General features: G+C 67.6%; 14 protein-coding genes and 1 pseudogene. 3 read left to right on the plus strand and 12 right to left on the minus strand.

What is annotated here, in order from left to right; translation table 11 throughout:
• Positions 1-29: 29 nt before the first annotated feature.
• Positions 30-2,501, minus strand: coding sequence for a poly-beta-1,6 N-acetyl-D-glucosamine export porin PgaA (gene pgaA / locus HG262_RS15140; protein ID WP_169271789.1), 2,472 nt, complete (start codon positions 2,499-2,501; stop codon positions 30-32).
• Between the two features lie 555 nt (positions 2,502-3,056).
• Here pgaA and HG262_RS15145 point away from each other — a divergent pair.
• Complete coding sequence (locus HG262_RS15145) at positions 3,057-4,283, plus strand: GGDEF domain-containing protein (RefSeq protein ID WP_169271790.1); 1,227 nt, start codon at positions 3,057-3,059, stop codon at positions 4,281-4,283.
• Positions 4,284-4,313: 30 nt separating this feature from the next.
• On the opposite strand, the gene HG262_RS15150 is transcribed toward HG262_RS15145, so the two are convergent.
• Positions 4,314-6,233, minus strand: a complete 1,920-nt coding sequence (locus HG262_RS15150; RefSeq protein ID WP_169271791.1) for a S9 family peptidase — start codon at positions 6,231-6,233, stop codon at positions 4,314-4,316.
• A 182-nt stretch (positions 6,234-6,415) separates the two neighbouring features.
• Between HG262_RS15150 and HG262_RS15155 the strand changes: the two genes are divergently transcribed.
• Complete coding sequence (locus HG262_RS15155; protein WP_169271792.1) at positions 6,416-6,871, plus strand: hypothetical protein; 456 nt, start codon at positions 6,416-6,418, stop codon at positions 6,869-6,871.
• Between the two features lie 24 nt (positions 6,872-6,895).
• On the opposite strand, the gene HG262_RS15160 is transcribed toward HG262_RS15155, so the two are convergent.
• Positions 6,896-7,312 carry a PaaI family thioesterase gene (locus HG262_RS15160; protein ID WP_169271793.1) on the minus strand — a complete coding sequence of 139 codons (417 nt, stop codon included), beginning with the start codon at positions 7,310-7,312 and terminating at the stop codon, positions 6,896-6,898.
• 105 nt (positions 7,313-7,417) lie between these two features.
• Here HG262_RS15160 and dinB point away from each other — a divergent pair, with 105 nt between their 5' ends.
• On the plus strand, positions 7,418-8,500 hold the full coding sequence (gene dinB, locus HG262_RS15165) for a DNA polymerase IV (RefSeq protein WP_169271794.1): 1,083 nt from the start codon (positions 7,418-7,420) through the stop codon (positions 8,498-8,500).
• Positions 8,501-8,514: 14 nt separating this feature from the next.
• On the opposite strand, the gene HG262_RS15170 is transcribed toward dinB, so the two are convergent.
• From HG262_RS15170 to HG262_RS15210, 9 genes and pseudogenes are all read right to left on the minus strand, one after another.
• Complete coding sequence (locus tag HG262_RS15170; RefSeq protein ID WP_105558887.1) at positions 8,515-8,976, minus strand: GatB/YqeY domain-containing protein; 462 nt, start codon at positions 8,974-8,976, stop codon at positions 8,515-8,517.
• A 54-nt stretch (positions 8,977-9,030) separates the two neighbouring features.
• Positions 9,031-9,471, minus strand: a complete 441-nt coding sequence (locus HG262_RS15175; RefSeq protein ID WP_169271795.1) for an excinuclease — start codon at positions 9,469-9,471, stop codon at positions 9,031-9,033.
• Positions 9,472-9,517: 46 nt separating this feature from the next.
• Positions 9,518-10,744, minus strand: a complete 1,227-nt coding sequence (locus HG262_RS15180; protein WP_169271796.1) for a beta-ketoacyl-ACP synthase — start codon at positions 10,742-10,744, stop codon at positions 9,518-9,520.
• Positions 10,744-11,475 carry a 3-oxoacyl-ACP reductase FabG gene (gene fabG, locus HG262_RS15185; protein WP_169271797.1) on the minus strand — a complete coding sequence of 244 codons (732 nt, stop codon included), beginning with the start codon at positions 11,473-11,475 and terminating at the stop codon, positions 10,744-10,746. Before fabG ends, HG262_RS15180 begins: the two co-directional genes overlap by 1 nt.
• Entirely contained in the window at positions 11,472-11,933 is a 462-nt protein-coding gene (locus HG262_RS15190) for a hotdog family protein (protein ID WP_169271798.1), read from the minus strand. Before HG262_RS15190 ends, fabG begins: the two co-directional genes overlap by 4 nt.
• Complete coding sequence (locus HG262_RS15195; protein ID WP_169271799.1) at positions 11,930-13,129, minus strand: beta-ketoacyl-ACP synthase; 1,200 nt, start codon at positions 13,127-13,129, stop codon at positions 11,930-11,932. The genes HG262_RS15190 and HG262_RS15195 overlap by 4 nt, the downstream gene beginning before the upstream one ends.
• Complete coding sequence (locus tag HG262_RS15200) at positions 13,126-13,680, minus strand: DUF3261 domain-containing protein (protein WP_169271800.1); 555 nt, start codon at positions 13,678-13,680, stop codon at positions 13,126-13,128. Before HG262_RS15200 ends, HG262_RS15195 begins: the two co-directional genes overlap by 4 nt.
• 8 nt (positions 13,681-13,688) lie before the next feature.
• A complete protein-coding gene (locus HG262_RS15205; RefSeq protein ID WP_169271801.1) occupies positions 13,689-14,936 on the minus strand; it encodes an NAD(P)/FAD-dependent oxidoreductase in 1,248 nt (415 codons plus the stop codon).
• Positions 14,937-14,978: 42 nt separating this feature from the next.
• Positions 14,979-16,067, minus strand: a pseudogene (locus HG262_RS15210) (hypothetical protein); the annotation flags it as partial.

Consider the following 16,067-nt stretch of genomic DNA (forward strand, 5'->3'; position numbering starts at 1 on the left):
GGGTTCCAGGTCCGGGTTCGGATGGAGGTTCAGAAGCGGTAGGCAAGGTCGAACACGATGCGCAGTTCGCGCTCGCGCACGCCGTCGTAGGGCCGGCTGATGCCGGTGACCATGGCGCCCATGTCCAGCACGTCATTGGCGCGGTAGCGTTGGCCGTAGCCCAGTGCGATGACGCCGCCGGTGCCGTAGCCTTGCTGGCTGTAGGCGCCGGCGCCCAGCGTGCCGATCTGTTCCCAGGCGGTTTCGTAGCGGCGATGGAGCGTGTGCGTCAGGCGCACGCCGGGCACCGCCATGAAGTCTGCGCTGGGGTTGAAGTAGGGGGCGTCGTCGCGCGTGTTGTGCTGCGAGGACAGGTCCAGTTCCAGATCGGCCTTCAGGTGGGGGGCGGTATAGACGCGTTCGCGGCCGTTGACGCCCAGTTCCCACCGCTGGTTGCCGTCGCTGAAGCGGGAAGGGGCCACGGCCAGCGTCCATTCGCGCCGTTCGTTGGCGCGCCAGCGCACGTAGCCTGCCAGGCGGTTGGACGAGATGTCGTTGGTCAGGGCGCGCAGTGGCGTGTCGCGCGACATGATTTCGCCCGATCCGCCGATTTGCCAGTGGTCGTCCAGGTCGTAGGCGGCAGACAGACGCACGCCGGGCTTTACGCCATGGCCGTAATCGTGGGTTGACACTTCGCCCTCGACGGTCAGGTCGCGGCCACGCCATTCCACGCCGGTCCGCAGCCAGCGGTAGTCGCCACGGCCCTCTTCGAAGTCGCCGGTGGCATAGCCGCCGCCGCCGAATGCGCGCCAGTTGTAGTCGATGGGCGAGGAATAGAGCACGGCGTCGATGCCGAAGTCGCCATTGCCGTTGACGGGGCTGTCCGAGGCCAGGCCGCGGTAACCGCTGATGCGCAATTCGGCTTTGTTGTGCACTTCCCATTCGCGCGCCAGGCGGCGGCTGGTCAGGTTTTCGGGCGCGCGCGCCAACGTGTCGGCGGACAGTGCTTCCGCCTGACGCCATTCCTGCAGGTCCAGCGCGGTGAAGCCCTGGCCGTTTTCCACGCCCAGGCTGCGCGGCGCCTGGGTTTCGGCCATTTTCAGTTCGGCCTCCGACGCGCGCGGCAGCGAACGCGCGCGGTAGACGCCGGCCAGGTCGGTGCGCAGGCCGGAATTGTTGGGCGCGTTGGCGACCATGTCTTGCAGGCGCTGCTGCGCGGCGACGGTGTCGTCGGCCTGCAGCCGGGCGGCCGCAAGCGTCTGGCGGCTTTCCAGGTTCAGGTCGTTAGGCATGCGAGCCGCCTGGCCCTTGTAGTACAGCCAGGGGGCATAGCCCGACTGCACGGCTTCGGTCACGGCGCCCGTCTCGTCGTACTGCTCGCCCTCGGCCAGCGCGTAGTAGCGCCCGGTCTGATTCGCCAGCCGCTGCTCGGGGTCGTCGTTGTCGAAGGCATCGTCGGCGGCGACCTGCCGGTAGAGGTCGCGGGCGCGTTCAGGCTGGCGTTGGTACAGATAGGCGGACGCCACGTCGTTCAAGGCGTAGCGCGGCACGCTGATTCCTTCGGCGACGAGCGCTTCGTATTCCTGCGTCAGGTCGGCCATGCGCGCGCGCGCGTGCAAGGCGTGCAGGCGGTCGATGCGGGCGCGAGTCACATCGTCGCGGGCCGCCTCGCCCAACTGCCGCCACGCGGGGATCAGCGTGGCATAGCGTGCCAGCGCCCGGTCGGCGATCACGAAGCGTTCGGCCTCGCTGCGGGTCGGCATCGCGGCCAGCCGCACTTGCTGGGCCAGCGCGTCGGCTTCGAAGCCGCGCATCTGCCCGGCGTTGAACAGGTCCGGGTACCGCTGCGCGCGCTCCAGCGCCGCGTCGGCCATGCGGGCACGCTGCAGCGCGTAGATATATTCGCGCTGCACGGCGGGAGACTCGGGCGCCAGGCCAAGTGCCCGGTCCGCCTGGTGCAGGGCTTCGAAGGGCTGGCCCTGGCGGGCGTAAACATAGCCCAGCGCCAGTCGCGCATCCGGGTTCGCGGGCTGGCGCGACAGCCATGTCAAGCCGGCGGCCTGGGCCGCGTCGAACTGGCCGGCGTCCGCCAGGGTCATGATTTCGCCGGCGGCGAAGGCGGGCTGCCCGGGATGGCGGCGCAGTCCTTCGCGGTAGCGGGCCAGGGCGTCTTGCCAGCGCCGTTCATCGCGATAAGCGCGGGCCACCGCCAACAACACGTCCGCGGGCAGGGCGGCGCCGGCCGGCAATGATTCATAGGCGGCGACGGCCTCGGCGGGCTTGCCGGCCCAGCTGGCGATGATGATGTGGTCGTGGACGGCCCGTACACCGCCTGCGGGGCCTTGCTGGCGCAGCAGGGCCAGCGCGGGCTCGTAGTCCCCAGCGCGGGCGCGGATGATCAAGGCGTCGTAGTCGTCCGCCGGCCCCGCCAGGGCCAGGGCCGGCGCCAGGGCTGCGCAGGCGGCCAGGTGGCGCAATGTCGTACGGGCAACCGGGGGTTGCTTGGATCCTCTATTTTGCATCTGTTGCACTTCCGCAGTTGCGACTAGGGATGTTCATGGCTCCGCCGCCCTGCGGGCGCGCTGGCGGTCGAACCGGCAGCGACACGAGCGGCGCGCAAGGCGCCCTCGGGAGGGGGAGTCGAACATGTGGTGTGGACTGCGCGGCGCCCGCTACGGGGACCTTCGCACGCGCACTGAGGCGGTGCATGGCTAGTACGCGCCACGCCCGTAGGGCGTGGTCGAGGAGCTTCTTGCGGCTTCTGCGACAGGGAGACTGTAGGGGTTTTCCGTAAATTCAACTGTCAATTACTGCAAAGGGCGATCCTGGCGCGGCGCCCTTGGCGTATTCTTCGTCGCATACCGTGCAATCGTCCTGGCGCGGGTGGTAAAGGTTCTGGACATATCGCATTCGCCTCGCGTCGGCCGTCGGTCGTGTTGCGCGCTGTGCGTCTATTCGTCCTTCTGGTAACAAAAAGCATCAAAAATGCTGACGTGTAACGCGTTTCCACTTACGAACCCAGTGCAACGGCAATTCCAAGCGACGGCAAGCGCTCTGCGGCGCAAGCCGTAAAAACCATGACGACTTCCTTGTTCTTCCTGATGTGGGGGCTTGCCACGGCGTTGGCGTTGCCGCTGTTGCTGCCGTTCCAGGCGCGCGGCGTGGGCGGCGTCCAGGCGTTCATCGTGGCAAACGCGCTGGCCGTGCTGTCCCTGCTGTCATATGCGTCCGCCAACTTCATGGCTCCCGGCGTCTATGTGATGGTGTCCAACGCCGCGTGGGTGTGCGCGGTGGGCCTGGTCTATGTGGGCCTGCGCCAGTTCTTCGGCCTGCGTCCGCACATCGCGCGTACCGTGGGCATCAACGCGGCCTGTCTGTTGGCGTTCGCGCTGATGCTGTATGCCAAGGACAACATGGGCGCACGCATGGTGCTGTTTTCCGCCTACACCTGCGTGTTCATGGCGATGGCAGGGCGGGTGATTTTCCAGCAGCGCAAGCAGATCCAGACGCGCGGCGTGGCGCTCTACCTGATGCTGGCGATCTTCGGTCTGGCGGCCCTGCACGCGGTGCGCGTCGTGATCTACGGCACGGGCCTTGAACAACCGGTTTCCCTGTTGCAGCCGTCGCCCTGGGGATTGTTCTTCATCGTGTGCGGATCGGTCACAGTGCCCGCGCTGTTCCTTGCGCTGCTGCTGTTGATCCAGACCAGTTTGTCGGAACAGATGCAGGCCGCGTTGACGTTCGACAGCCTGACGCGCGCGTACTCACGGCGCAGCATCCTGGACGAGTTGGAACACGAGCTGCAGCGGTGCAGCCGCACGGACGGCCAACTGGCGGTGCTGGTGCTGGACATCGACCATTTCAAGTCCATCAACGATCGCTACGGCCACGCGGCCGGAGACACGGCGCTGCGGCACTATGCGCACGTCGTGCAGAACGCGGTGCGAGGGTCGGACCGCTTCGGCAGGCTGGGCGGCGAAGAATTCGTGCTGCTGATGTACGACTGTGATCCGGCGCGGGCGTTGATCCACGCGCAGCGGGTGTGCGACGCATTGCGGGATACGCCGCTGTACCTGCAGGGAGCCGAAGTGCAGATGACCACCAGCGGTGGCCTGGCGTCCTACCAGGCGGGCGACAGCGCCGACGTGATCCTGGCGCGCGCGGATGTGGCTTTGTACCGCGCCAAGGAGCAAGGGCGCGACCGTGTGGAAATGGCGTTTTCCGGGCGCGGCGCCGTGCGCGCGCAAGTGGCCGGGCTGGCGGCCAACGCGCCGTTGGCCGCCCAGGAGGCCGCGGGGGACTAGTGCCCCCGCACCGTCTGGCCTGGGCAAGCCCTAGGGCTTGAGGTGTTCCGTCAGGAACTTCTCCATCGCTTCGTAGAACTCGAACTTGTTCTCGTCGTTGTGGAAGCCGTGGCCTTCGTTGTCCTTGACCATGTATTCCACTTCGATGCCGCGGGCCCTGAGCGCCTTGACCATCTGGTCGCTCTCGTCTTTGTTTACGCGCGGGTCCTTGGCGCCCTGCGCGATGAACAGCGGCGTCTTGATCTTGTCCGCGTGCAGCGCCGGCGAGGTGGCCGCCAGGCGGTCGTGGTCGCGCTCCGGATGGCCCACCATGTCCTGCATCTTGTCCAGCATGGGCTTCCAGTACGGGGGAATGGACTTCATGAACGTGAACAGGTTCGACACGCCCACGTAATCCACCGCGGCGGCATAGAGGTCGGGCGTATACGTCACGCCCGCCAGCGTGGCGTAGCCGCCGTAGCTGGCGCCATAAATGCCGATGCGCTTGGGGTCGGCGATGCCTTCCTTGATCAGCCATTGGACGCCGTCAGTGATGTCGTCCTGCATTTTCAAGCCCCATTGCCCGAAACTGGCTTCCCAGAAAGCGCGGCCATAGCCCGTCGATCCACGGAAATTCATCTGCAGCACGCAGAAGCCGCGGTTGGCGAGGAACTGCGTCTCGGGGTTGTAGCCCCAGCCGTCGCGCGCCCACGGGCCGCCGTGCGGGTTCACGATGCAGGGCAGGTTCTTGGGATCGCGGCCGGCGGGCAGCGTCAGGTAGCCGTGGATGGTCAGGCCGTCGCGGCTTTGGTAGCTGATCGGACGCACGTGCGACATGTCGGCTTCCGGGATGGCCGGGTTGATGTCGGCCAGCTTGGTCAGCGTGTCGGTGGCGGCGTCGTAGATGTAGCGCGAGCCGGGCGTGCGGTCGTTGTAGGCGGCGACGATGAACTTGTTTTCATCGCGGTTGGAGCCTTGGAGCGCGATCTCGTAGCCTTTGAGCTTGGCCGACAGCGTTTTGTACAGCGCTTCGGACTGGGCGTCGAAGAACTTGTACTGCGGTTTGTCGGTCTGGTAGGCGGCCACGGTCAGCACGCGGCGCTTGCGCGAGTAGCCCGCGCCGTCCAGGTCCACGGTATCCGGCGTGAAGACTTCTTCTTCGGCGTCGGGCCTGGCCGGGTCGATGACCACCAGCGACAGCTTGTCGCGGCCCCGGTTGCTTAGCGCGTAGATCTTCTTGTCGTCGAAGGTGAAGAAGGACGGGCTGACGCTGGTGCGGTAGTCGGTCGTGACCAGCGGGCGGAATTCGGAGGCTTCGTCGTCGCGGTAGAGCAGGGTGGTGTTCAGGCCGTCGCTGGTGACGGCCGCGCGCACCTTGCCCGCATGGTCCGTCTGCCAGCCGACAATGTTGCCGGGGTTCTGCGCGACCAGCACGGCGGCGCCAGTGTGGACGTTGACGCGGTAGACGTCGAAGACTTCGGGGTTGCGCTGGTTGTGGCTGATCAGGACGTGGTCGGGGTCGTCTTCCAGGTCGTCCTCGATGCTGGCGCGGGCGCCCTCATACGGGGTCAGGTCGGTGATCTTGCCGGTCTTCGCGTTGACGGCGAGCACGTGGTAGTTTTCGTCGCCGCCGAAGTCCTTCTGGTAGAGCACGACGTCGCCGCCCTTCCAGAAGTAGTTGCTGATGTCGCGGGCGGTTTCGCGTGTCAGTTGGCGGGGCTCGCCCACCAGCTTGCTGCCTTCCAGCGGTTGCACATAGATGTTCATGCGGGCTGGGTTGCCGTCCACGCTGGTGGGCTGCATGAAGGCCAGTGTCTGGCCGTCTTCGGCCAGGCGGAAGAAGCCGCGCTCCGGATTGCGGAAGAAATCTTTCAGGGGATAGGCGCGAGGCGGCGGCGGCGTGGCGCAGCCGCCCAGTGTGGTGCCGACGATGCTGGCGGCGAGAACGGTGCGCGTCATGAATGAAAACAAGGGGAGACCTCCGTGATTTCAATGCCTTACGTGATTGGCATTGGCGGACTGCGGCGCGTGCCGGCGCCGGGCGCCGGCGGCTCGTCGATAATGCCATAGTCGCGCGGGCGGTGTCGAACCGACCCCACTTATGCCGCCTGACGGTTTGCGGGATAATCGCGGCAATTCATCTGGAGAATTACATGTACAGGAATCTGGTCGCGGCATCGGCGCTGGCGCTGGGCCTGGCGGGCTGCTCGCTGGGCATTTCGCAGGACAGCGCGTCGCCGCACAGCGAGTTCAAGGCGCCGGTCGCCTTCAAGGATGCCTATGCCACGGTGATCCGGCAGTCGAACAACTGCCTGCGCAGCACGGACAACGCCTACCGCGTGATCCCCGAACTGAACGAAGGCGCGCAGACGGCCGTGGTGCGCGTGCTGGCGCCGTATACCGATAACGAGATGTCGCGGGTCGACCTGAAGGCCGCCGGCGACAAGAGCACGGACGTGCGTATCGTGATGTGGGGCAAGGGCACCTGGGACGCCGCGGCGATGCGTGCGATGCAGGACGCGATCTACTACAGCATCACGTCGTGCAGCACCTACATGCCGCTGGATCCCCGGCCGCCGGTCAAGCCGTCGCGCGACCTGCCGAAGTAGGCCGGCCGCAGCGGGGTACCCGGGTCAATCGCCGCCCGGACGGCGGCGGATGATCTTGAAGGTGGCGGTGGCGCGGGCGACCAGTTCGCCATCGGTGCGGCGGATGTCGCCTTCACAGAAGGCGATGGACGCGCCGCGGCGCAGGCAGCGCGCCTCGATGACCAGATCGCCCGTGCCGGGCGACAGGAACGTGGTGTTCATGTCGATGGTGGCCATGCCTTCGGTGGCGTCTGCTGAACCGCGGGCCGCGGCGCTGAGGGTGAAGTCCAGCACGCTCATCAGCGTGCCGCCATGCACGTCGCCGCGGCTGTTGGTCAGGTCTTCGCGCCACGGTAGCGTGGTGCGGGCGTAGGCCGGCGCGATGCTCTCGGGCACCAGGCCGATGAAAGTCATGAAGGGTATCGTCAGGCCGAAGTAATCAGTTTGGGCAGGTGCGGTCATGGATCGGTGGTGGGCGGAAAGGGAAAGCGGATCAGCCGGTCATAATATATTTTTTTGCAGTGGCCGCCAGCGCCTAGCCGCGCCGGCCACGTTGTCCCGAGCGGAATGTCTGAACTTATGCGCAAGATCGTGCATGTGGACATGGATGCGTTCTACGCCTCCGTGGAGCAGCGCGACAACCCTGATCTGCGTGGCAAGCCGGTGGTCGTGGCCTGGACCGGCCCGCGCTCGGTCGTGTGCGCCGCGTCTTACGAGGCCCGGCGTTTCGGGATCCATTCGGCCATGTCCGCCGTCCGGGCGGAACGGCTCTGTCCGCAGGCCATCTACGTGCCGCCGGACTTCAACCGCTACCGCGAAGTCTCGCGCCAGATCCGCCAGATATTTGCCCGGCATACCGACCTGATCGAACCGCTGTCGCTGGACGAGGCCTACCTGGACGTCACGATCAACAAATGCGGGCTACCGTCGGCGACTGAAGTGGCGCAGGTCATCCGGCACCAGATCCGGGAAGAGACCGGGCTGACCGCGTCGGCGGGCATCGCACCCAACAAGTTCCTGGCCAAGATCGCGTCTGATTGGAACAAGCCCGACGGCCAGTTCGTGGTGCGGCCCGGCAAAGTGCTGGAGTTCTTGCAGCCCTTGCCGGTTCGCAAAGTGCCCGGGGTGGGCAAGGTGACGCAGGCCCGGCTGGAGCAGTTGGGCATCCACACCGTAGGCGATCTGGCCACGCACGGCGCCGATGAACTCGAGCACTACTTCGGTCGCTACGGCCGGCGCCTGTACGAGCTGGCGCGCGGCATCGACGAGCGCGAGGTGCAGACCGACCAGCCCTTGCAGCAGGTGTCCGCGGAGACAACATTTTCGGAAGACATCCGGCTGGATGCGCTGGGCGACGCCATCGACCGCATGGCCGACCGGGTGTGGGACCAGGCGCTGAAGAAGGGCGCGCTGGGGCGCACGGTGGTGCTGAAGTTGAAGACCGACCGATTCCGCATCCTGACCCGCAGCCAGACCAGCCCGAATCCGCCGGCATCGGCGGCGGAACTCGCCGCCGTGGCCCGGCTGCTGTGCGAACGCGTGGAATTGCCGCCGGAAACGCTGTATCGGCTGGCGGGGGTGGGGATGAGCAACTTTGCCGATCCCGCCGAGCAGTCGCGCCAGCCGGATCTGTTCGGCGGCGCGTTCTGACGGCTTAGGCCGACTCAGGCCAGGCGGGCCTTCACTTGCTGGGACAGCGCGGTCATGTCGGCACGGCCGGCCAGGGCCTGCTTCAGCAGCGCCATGACCTTGCCCATCGCGGGTGCGCCGGTCACGCCCTGCGCGGCCACTTCGGCCAGTGCGGCGTCGATGGCGGCAGCCACTTCCTCAGGCGTGGCGGCTTGCGGCAGGAACTCCTGCAGCACGGCCATTTCGGCCTTTTCCTGCTCTGCCGTTTCCGTGCGGCCGGCCTGTTCGAACGCGGCGATCGACTCGCGGCGTTGCTTGACCTGCTTTTCGATGATGGCGGTGATTTCGGCGTCGGTCAGGTCGCGACGTTCGTCCACTTCCTTCTGCTTGACGGCTGCCAGCAGGAAACGCAGCGTCGTCAGGCGCTCGGCGGCCTTGGCGCGCATCGCGTCCTTGACGGAATCGGAGAGGCGGGTCTTGAGCGTAGCAGTGCTCATCGGGGAACCTTTTGTGTGGTGTTGCGGCAATCCGGAAGTGTAAACCGGACGGGCTTACTTCAATTGGGTCAGGTCGCCGCGCAGCGCCACGCCGGCGACCATCGCGCCCGCATGGCATTCGTAGTCGGTCTTGCTGGTGTATTCGTTCTTGCGATAGTAGCTGACGATGTTGGTCACGGCGTTCGCATTGGCCTTCTTGGCCGCTTCGTGCAGGGCGATGACCGCTGATTGGGCCACCCATTCGCAGGCCTCGGCGTCCTTCTTGGCGAACGCATTGGTCTTGCGGTTGGTCACGACGCCGGCTTCCAGGATCCGGCCCTTGGGACCGGTGCCCGCCAGGTAGAACTTGACGCTTCCGTCGATCTTGCCGGCGGCGAGCGCGGCATCGATGGCGGGCTGCAAGGGCAGGAACACGGTGCGGTCCGCGGCCAGCGCCTGTGCCGAGCAGGCCAGTGAAAGGGACAGGGCTCCAAGCAGCCTGGAAGGGAAAGTCATCAAACGCGCTCCATGGATGGAAAGTTGAAAGGGGCGGGCGCCGGGTTCAGCGCCACCGCCGGAAGATCAGGGAAGTATTGATGCCGCCGAAGGCGAAATTGTTGTTCATGACGTACTCGTTGCTCATGCGCCGGCCGTCGCCCTGCAGGTAATCGAGTTCGCCGCAACGAGGATCGATGTTGCGCAGGTTCAGCGTGGGGGCGTACCAGTCGCTGTTCAGCATCTCGATGCTGAACCAGGATTCCAGCACGCCGCAAGCGCCCAGCGTGTGTCCCAGGTAGCTCTTTTGCGAACTAATGGGCATGCGGTTGCCGAAGAGACTGTGCGTCGCTTGCGTTTCGGCGATGTCGCCCTGTTCGGTCGCCGTGCCGTGGCCATTGACATAGCCGATGGCCTGCGGCGCCAGCGCCGCGTCCGCCAGCGCCATTTCCATGGCGATGCGCATGGTGCGGGCCTCGGGGCGGGTGATGTGCGTGCCATCCGAATTGCTGCCGAAGCCCACGATCTCCGCGTGGATGCGGGCGCCGCGGGCCAGCGCGTGGTCCAGGGACTCCAGCACCAGCATGCCGCCGCCTTCGCCGATCACCAGCCCGTCGCGGTCGCGGTCGTAGGGGCGGGGGGTGAGTTCCGGCGTGTCGTTTTGCTGGCTGGTGGCGTAGAGCGCGTCGAACACCAGCGCCTCGCTGGCGCAGAGCTCTTCCGACCCGCCGGCCAGCATCATTTCCTGGCGGCCGTAGCGGATGGCTTCGTAGGCGTAGCCGATGCCCTGGCTGCCTGACGTGCAGGCGCTGGAGGTGGGGATGATGCGGCCTTTCAGTTCGAAGAAAATGCCGACGTTGGCCGCAGTGGTGTGCGGCATCATGCGCACATACGAGTTGGCGTTGAGGTCTTCGGTGACGCCGTTGAGCAGCATGTTGCCGAAGGCGCGGATTTCGGCCGTGCTGCCCACGGAAGACCCGCAGGCCACGCCCATGCGGCCGTCGGTGATGCTCGGGTCGCCCAGCAGCGCGGCGTCCGCCAGCGCCAGTTCGGCGGCGCGGACGGCCAATTGCGAGACGCGCCCCATGCTGCGCAATTGCTTGCGGGTCCAGTGCGCGGGTACCTGGAAATCCTCGACGGGGCCGGCCAGGCGGGTGTTCAGTTCGGCGTACCGGGACCAGTCCGGCATGTGCCGGATGGCGCTGCGGCCCGACGCGAACGCCTGTTGCACGCGGGTCCAGTCGGAACCCAGGGCGCTGATGCCGGCCATGCCGGTAATGACGACGCGCTTCATCAGCACAGGCCTCCGTTGACGGCGATGACCTGGCGCGTGATGTAGGCGGCGCCCGGCGACATCAGGAACACCACGGCGGCGGCCACTTCTTCAGGACGGCCCATGCGCTGGGCCGGTACCGCTTTCAGGATCTCTTGCACGGGCACGTGCTCGTCGATCATGTCGGTATCGATCAGGCCGGGGGCGACGCAGTTCACGGTGATCTGGCGCTTCGCCAGTTCGACGGCCAAAGCCTTGGCGGCGCCGATCAAGCCGGCCTTGGAGGCGCTGTAGTTGACCTGGCCGCGGTTGCCCACCAGACCCGAAACCGAGGCCATGCAGACCACGCGACCGGCGGCGCGGCGCCGGATCATCGGCATCGCAAGCGGACTGAGCACGTTGTAGAAGCCGTCCAGATTGGTCCGCAGTACCTGGTCCCAGTCGTCGCCCGTCAAGGCGGGGAAGGCGCCGTCGCGCGTCAGGCCGGCGTTCAGCACGACGCCGTAGCAGGCGCCGTGGGCCTCGACATCCGCTTGGAGGACTGCGGCGCATTGCGCGCGGTCCGCGACGTCGAATTGCAGGATGCGCGCCTGGCGCCCGCGGGCCAGGACTTCGGCCTGCACGGCTTCGGCCTGTTCGCGCTGCTGGCGGCAATGCAGCACCAGGTCATGGCCGGCGTCGGCCAGGGCCAGCGCGATGGCGCGGCCGATGCCGCGGCTGGAGCCGGTTACGAGGATGGGGGCAGCGCTCATTGAAGGGGGGCTTCCTGGATAAATGCGGTGGGGTCTTTGGGCTGATAGACATTCAGCCGGGCCTGGGCCAGCAGGCGGGTCTCGTCGCGCAGTTCGCACTCGAAAACGCTCATGCCGCTGGCGTCGATCAGGCCCCGTTGGACGTGGATGCTTAACGCGGCGCCGGCGGGCAAGCGGTCGGCGTGGCTCGTGTAGCGCCGCGTGCCAAGCAGAAAGCCCAGCTTGATGGCTTCGCCCGCCTGGCGCGCCTGGCAGCCGGCCCAGGCGCCTATGGCCTGCGCCATGAACTCCATGCCCAGCCAGGGCGGCAGCGAGCCGTCGGGCAGCGAATACGGGCCGGGGCGGACGACGGCGCGCGCGCTCAGACTGTCGGCGTCGTAGGCATGCACGGCGTCGATCAGGATCATGTTGCCGGCGTGGGGCAGCAGGCTGGCGACGGGCCAGGGGCATGCGTTCATGGCTGGGCTCCCAGGATCAGGCTGGCGTTGTTGCCGCCGAAGGCGAAAGAATTGCTCACGGCGATGCGCGGCCGGCCTTGGGCGTAGCGGTGCCGGCCCGTGCTGAAGTCCAGCGGGGGCAGCGCGGGGTCGGGTTGGCCGTCCCAGACATGGGGTATCAGGCGGCCGTCGGCATTGCCGGGCGACAGCGTGATCCATGCCAGCGCGGCTTCCATGGCGCCGGCGGCGCCCAGCGTGTGGCCAGTCAGCGCCTTGGTCGAGGCGCAAGGCACGCCTTCGGGAAACACGGCCTGCATGGCCTGGCTTTCCATGGCATCGTTGTGCGTCGTGCCGGTGCCGTGCAGGTTGACCCAGCCGATGTCGGCGGGCGAAACGCCCGCGGATCGCAGGGCGGCCTGCATGGACAGGCGCGCGCCGGCGCCGGAGGGTTCGGGCGCGGACATGTGCCAGGCGTCGGAGCTGGCCCCGCCGCCCAGCAGGGCGACGGCGTGCGCGTCGGCGGCGTCGCGTTCCATCAGGAACAGGACGCCCGCTTCGCCGATGTTGATGCCTCGGCGGTTGGCCGAGAACGGCACGCACAGCCCGTCGTCCACGGCTTCCAGCGTGGCGAAGCCATTGATCGTCAAGCGGCACAGGGTGTCGGCGCCGCCGCAGACCACGGCGTCGCACAGGCCGGCGGCCAGCATCCGGTGCGCCGACAGCAGCGCGCGGGCGCTTGAGGTGCAGGCCGTCGACAGCGTGCAGGCCGGGCCGGACACGCCCAGATGGGCCGCCAGGAAAGCCGCGGGCGAGGACAGGGCCTGGCGCCGGTAGTCGTAGCTGGCGGGCCATGTGCCCGTGGCCGCCAATTGGCGGAAGGCGGGCGCGTTGTCGTTCACCCCTGACGTGCTGGTGCCCAGCACGACGGCGACGCGCGCCGGACCGTAGCGGTCGATGGCGCGTCGCAACTGCGGTTCGATCTGGGCCGCGCAGGCCAGCAACAATTGATTGTTGCGGCTGTGATGCTGCGCGGGCTGGGTGTCGGGAATCGGCGGCAAGGCCCCGGCGTACCCGCCCAGCGTCAGGCTGCGGCCGTCGACCCAGCCCGTCTGCGCGACCATGCCGCCCGTATCGCCGTTGAAAGCGGCTTGCGCCGCGGCATTGATGCCGGCGCCCAGCGCGCAGACGATGCCGGGCGTGCCCAACCAGCTATTCATGGTTGCTCCTTGAGGGGCGCGATCCGCCAGATGACGCCGTTGGCGTCGGTGATGGAAAAGACGTCCGGGTCGGCGGCCTGCGGCCAGCGTATGGTCCAGCGCGCCGCGCCGCGATCCCGCAAGCTGCGTTCGGCTGCGCCGTCGGGAGTCTGGCGTGCCTGCCAGGCGCCCGGGCCATAGGCGGCGTCCAGGTCCGCTTGTGGCGTCCAGGCGAACATCAGCGCGGCGAACAGGTTGCGCGCCTGGGCGTTCGGACGCAGGAACCCGTCATTGCGCCACTGGCCGTGCTCAAGCATCTGCCGGGCCTGCGGGACGCCCATCGGGTCGAACAAGGACCACCGCAGCGCGGCGCCTTCGCGCTGCACCACCAGCATCGTATCCAGCGGCGGCTGGCCGGGGGCCGCTTGCACCACGTGCAACTGGCGCGGCACGGTGAAGGCCGCTTCCCGTGCCGGGACGGGCGGCGCGCCGGCGCAGCCCGCTAGCAGCGCGATCGCGATCGCCGCGGCGATCGCGCGGCACGTGGACAGGAAGGGCTGGGATGAGCGCATGTCGGGTATCAGGCCGGTTCCGCCTGCGCATCGACGCCGCGGCAAAGTTCACTCAGCATGCGCAAACGGCGCTGCGGGCTGGCGACGAAAGGATTGTCGGTGTCCCAGGCGTAGCCGGCAAGGATCGAGCTGATCATGCGGCGGATGTCCGGCTGCGCGTTCTTATAGAACACCACATCCTGGAATTCGCCGCTGTACCAGCCCTGCACGTAGGCGCGGAACGTCTCGACTCCCAGCATCAGCGGATCGGCGAAATCGCGTTGCCAGTCGACAGGCTCGCCGCCCAGTTGGCGGTGCAGGGCGTCGGTGGCCAGCTTGGACGAACGCAGGGCGATGGTGACGCCGGACGAGAACACCGGGTCCAGGAATTCGGCGGCATTGCCCAACAGCGCGTAGCCCGGGCCGTGCAGGCGCGTGACGCTGGCCGAATAGCCGCCGATGGTACTGGCAGGCGTATCCCAGACCGCGTTCGCCAGGATGCGTTTCAGGTTGGGCGCGGCGTCGGCCATGGTGCGCAAGGTGGTCATCAGGTCCTGGTCGGGCGCGCCGAACAGGTCTTGCCCACCGACCACGCCGAACGAGCAGCGGCCGTTCGAGAACGGGATCAGCCAGTACCAGATGCCCGGTTGCTGGGGATGCACGCTGATCAGGATCTTTTCGCGGTCGAAGCCGGCGTCGTCGATGCGGTCTTCGATATGGGTGAAGATGGCTTTGCGCGGCGGCATGGACGAGGGGCGCTCAAGGTCCAGCAGGCGCGCCAGCACGCGGCCGTAGCCGCTGGCGTCCAGCACGAAGCGGCTCTTGACCTGATAGGTGCCGCCGTCGGCATCGCGCACGTCCAGGAGGGGCCCGTCGCCGCCGAAGTCGGCGGCCGTGACTTCCTGCAGGTAGCGCACGTCCACGCCCTGGCGGACGGCGTCGTCGGCCAGCACCTTGTCGAAGTGCGCGCGCTGCACCTGGAAGGTGGTGCCGGGACCGGCGGTGAACTTGTCGCGGAAGTCGAAGTAGGTGTATTCGTCGCCGCGGGCGAAGGCGGCGCCGTTCTTCACCTGGAAACCCGCGGCCGCGACGGCGGGCATCATGCCGGCTTCTTCCACGAATTCCAGGCAGTGCGCCAGCAGGCTTTCGCCGATGGAAAAGCGCGGGAACTGCTGGCGCTCCAGCATCAGCACATCGTGCCCTTGCCGTTTCAGCAGGGCAGCGGCGACCGCGCCGGCGGGGCCGGCTCCGATGACGACGACTTCACGATGTTCCATGCGGGATGATTCCATGTCGGTATGAAGAAAGGAGGATGGGGCTCAGGCCGTGCGCGGTGGGCGGATCCAGGGGGCCCACAGCAAGGAAAACGCGACGCCCAGGGCGACCGCCAGCCCGAAATTGGCGATGGCCGGCGTCTGGCTGATGGCCAATAACCCGAACGACAGCAGCGTGGTGGCGGCGCCCAGCAAGATGCCCACCAGGCTGGCTGCGGCGCCCGCGACACGCTCGTACATGAAGATGGCGTAGTCCACGCCGATGGCGGAGACCAGCAGCAGGCCGAACAGGCTGAACAAGGTCAAGGGTTGGCCCAGATAGCCCAGGGCCGCCAGCGAGCAGGCGGTCGCGGCCAGCGGCACGGCCAGGATGCGCCAGGCGGCGGCGCGCCCCAGCGTCAGCAGCAGCAGTACCGCGGCCACTGCGTACGACAGCAGCTTGAGTTCGGCGGCTTCGATGCGGGTCGAGGCAAACATCCGGTTCAAGTCGCCGCTGCGGTCCACCAGCACGACGCCGGGCAGGTCTTGCGCGATGCCGTCGAGCGCGGCGGCGTTGCGCAGGCCCAGCAGCGTCACCATGCCCGCCGCTTCGCCGTCGTGCACGCCCAGCCATTGCGCGCGCCAGCGTTCGGCCAGCGGGCCTTGCAGGGCGCCGTCGATCGTGACCGCGGGCAGCGAGGCCAGCGCCTGCAGCTCTTGGCGCAGCGCCGCGAATGGGATGCCGATGTCCGTCAGCGGCTTCCAGGCATCGGGCTGCGAGGCCAGGGCGGCCAGCCGTTGGCCCAGCGCGCGCTGGGCCGCCACCGGCGAGACCAATTGGCTGAGGGCGCTGTAGGCGGCCAGATCGCCGCGCTGGATCAGGGCGTCCAGCTTTTGGGCGACCTGCGATTGGCGGCGCAGCAGCGCGTCGGCGCTGTCGGCGCGGACCAGGAAAAACTGGCTGGTCGGCGTAAAGCCGGTGATGTCGCCGATCTGGCGCGCTTGCTGCAGCAGGGGCGCAGGCAGGCTCAGCCATTGGCGCAGGTCGTCCTGGATGGCCAGCCGGCTGATGCCGCCGACGGTTGCCGCAGCCAGCATCAGCGCGCCGATGCCAAGCAGGACGCGCCGGCCGGCCAGGCGTGCGCGCAAGCGCAA

This window comes from Achromobacter sp. Bel (assembly GCF_012928505.1).
Classification (GTDB): Bacteria; Pseudomonadota; Gammaproteobacteria; order Burkholderiales; family Burkholderiaceae_B; genus Achromobacter.

What these genes read in the sequence shown, in the direction of transcription:
- pgaA (WP_169271789.1), bottom strand. Translation starts at nt 2,501, where the DNA reads ATGCAAAATAGAGGATCCAAGCAACCCCCGGTTGCCCGTACGACATTG.
- HG262_RS15145 (WP_169271790.1), top strand. Translation starts at nt 3,057, where the DNA reads ATGACGACTTCCTTGTTCTTCCTGATGTGGGGGCTTGCCACGGCGTTG.
- HG262_RS15155 (WP_169271792.1), top strand. Translation starts at nt 6,416, where the DNA reads ATGTACAGGAATCTGGTCGCGGCATCGGCGCTGGCGCTGGGCCTGGCG.
- HG262_RS15160 (WP_169271793.1), bottom strand. Translation starts at nt 7,312, where the DNA reads ATGACCGCACCTGCCCAAACTGATTACTTCGGCCTGACGATACCCTTC.
- dinB (WP_169271794.1), top strand. Translation starts at nt 7,418, where the DNA reads ATGTCTGAACTTATGCGCAAGATCGTGCATGTGGACATGGATGCGTTC.
- HG262_RS15170 (WP_105558887.1), bottom strand. Translation starts at nt 8,976, where the DNA reads ATGAGCACTGCTACGCTCAAGACCCGCCTCTCCGATTCCGTCAAGGAC.
- HG262_RS15175 (WP_169271795.1), bottom strand. Translation starts at nt 9,471, where the DNA reads ATGACTTTCCCTTCCAGGCTGCTTGGAGCCCTGTCCCTTTCACTGGCC.
- HG262_RS15180 (WP_169271796.1), bottom strand. Translation starts at nt 10,744, where the DNA reads ATGAAGCGCGTCGTCATTACCGGCATGGCCGGCATCAGCGCCCTGGGT.
- fabG (WP_169271797.1), bottom strand. Translation starts at nt 11,475, where the DNA reads ATGAGCGCTGCCCCCATCCTCGTAACCGGCTCCAGCCGCGGCATCGGC.
- HG262_RS15190 (WP_169271798.1), bottom strand. Translation starts at nt 11,933, where the DNA reads ATGAACGCATGCCCCTGGCCCGTCGCCAGCCTGCTGCCCCACGCCGGC.
- HG262_RS15195 (WP_169271799.1), bottom strand. Translation starts at nt 13,129, where the DNA reads ATGAATAGCTGGTTGGGCACGCCCGGCATCGTCTGCGCGCTGGGCGCC.
- HG262_RS15200 (WP_169271800.1), bottom strand. Translation starts at nt 13,680, where the DNA reads ATGCGCTCATCCCAGCCCTTCCTGTCCACGTGCCGCGCGATCGCCGCG.
- HG262_RS15205 (WP_169271801.1), bottom strand. Translation starts at nt 14,936, where the DNA reads ATGGAACATCGTGAAGTCGTCGTCATCGGAGCCGGCCCCGCCGGCGCG.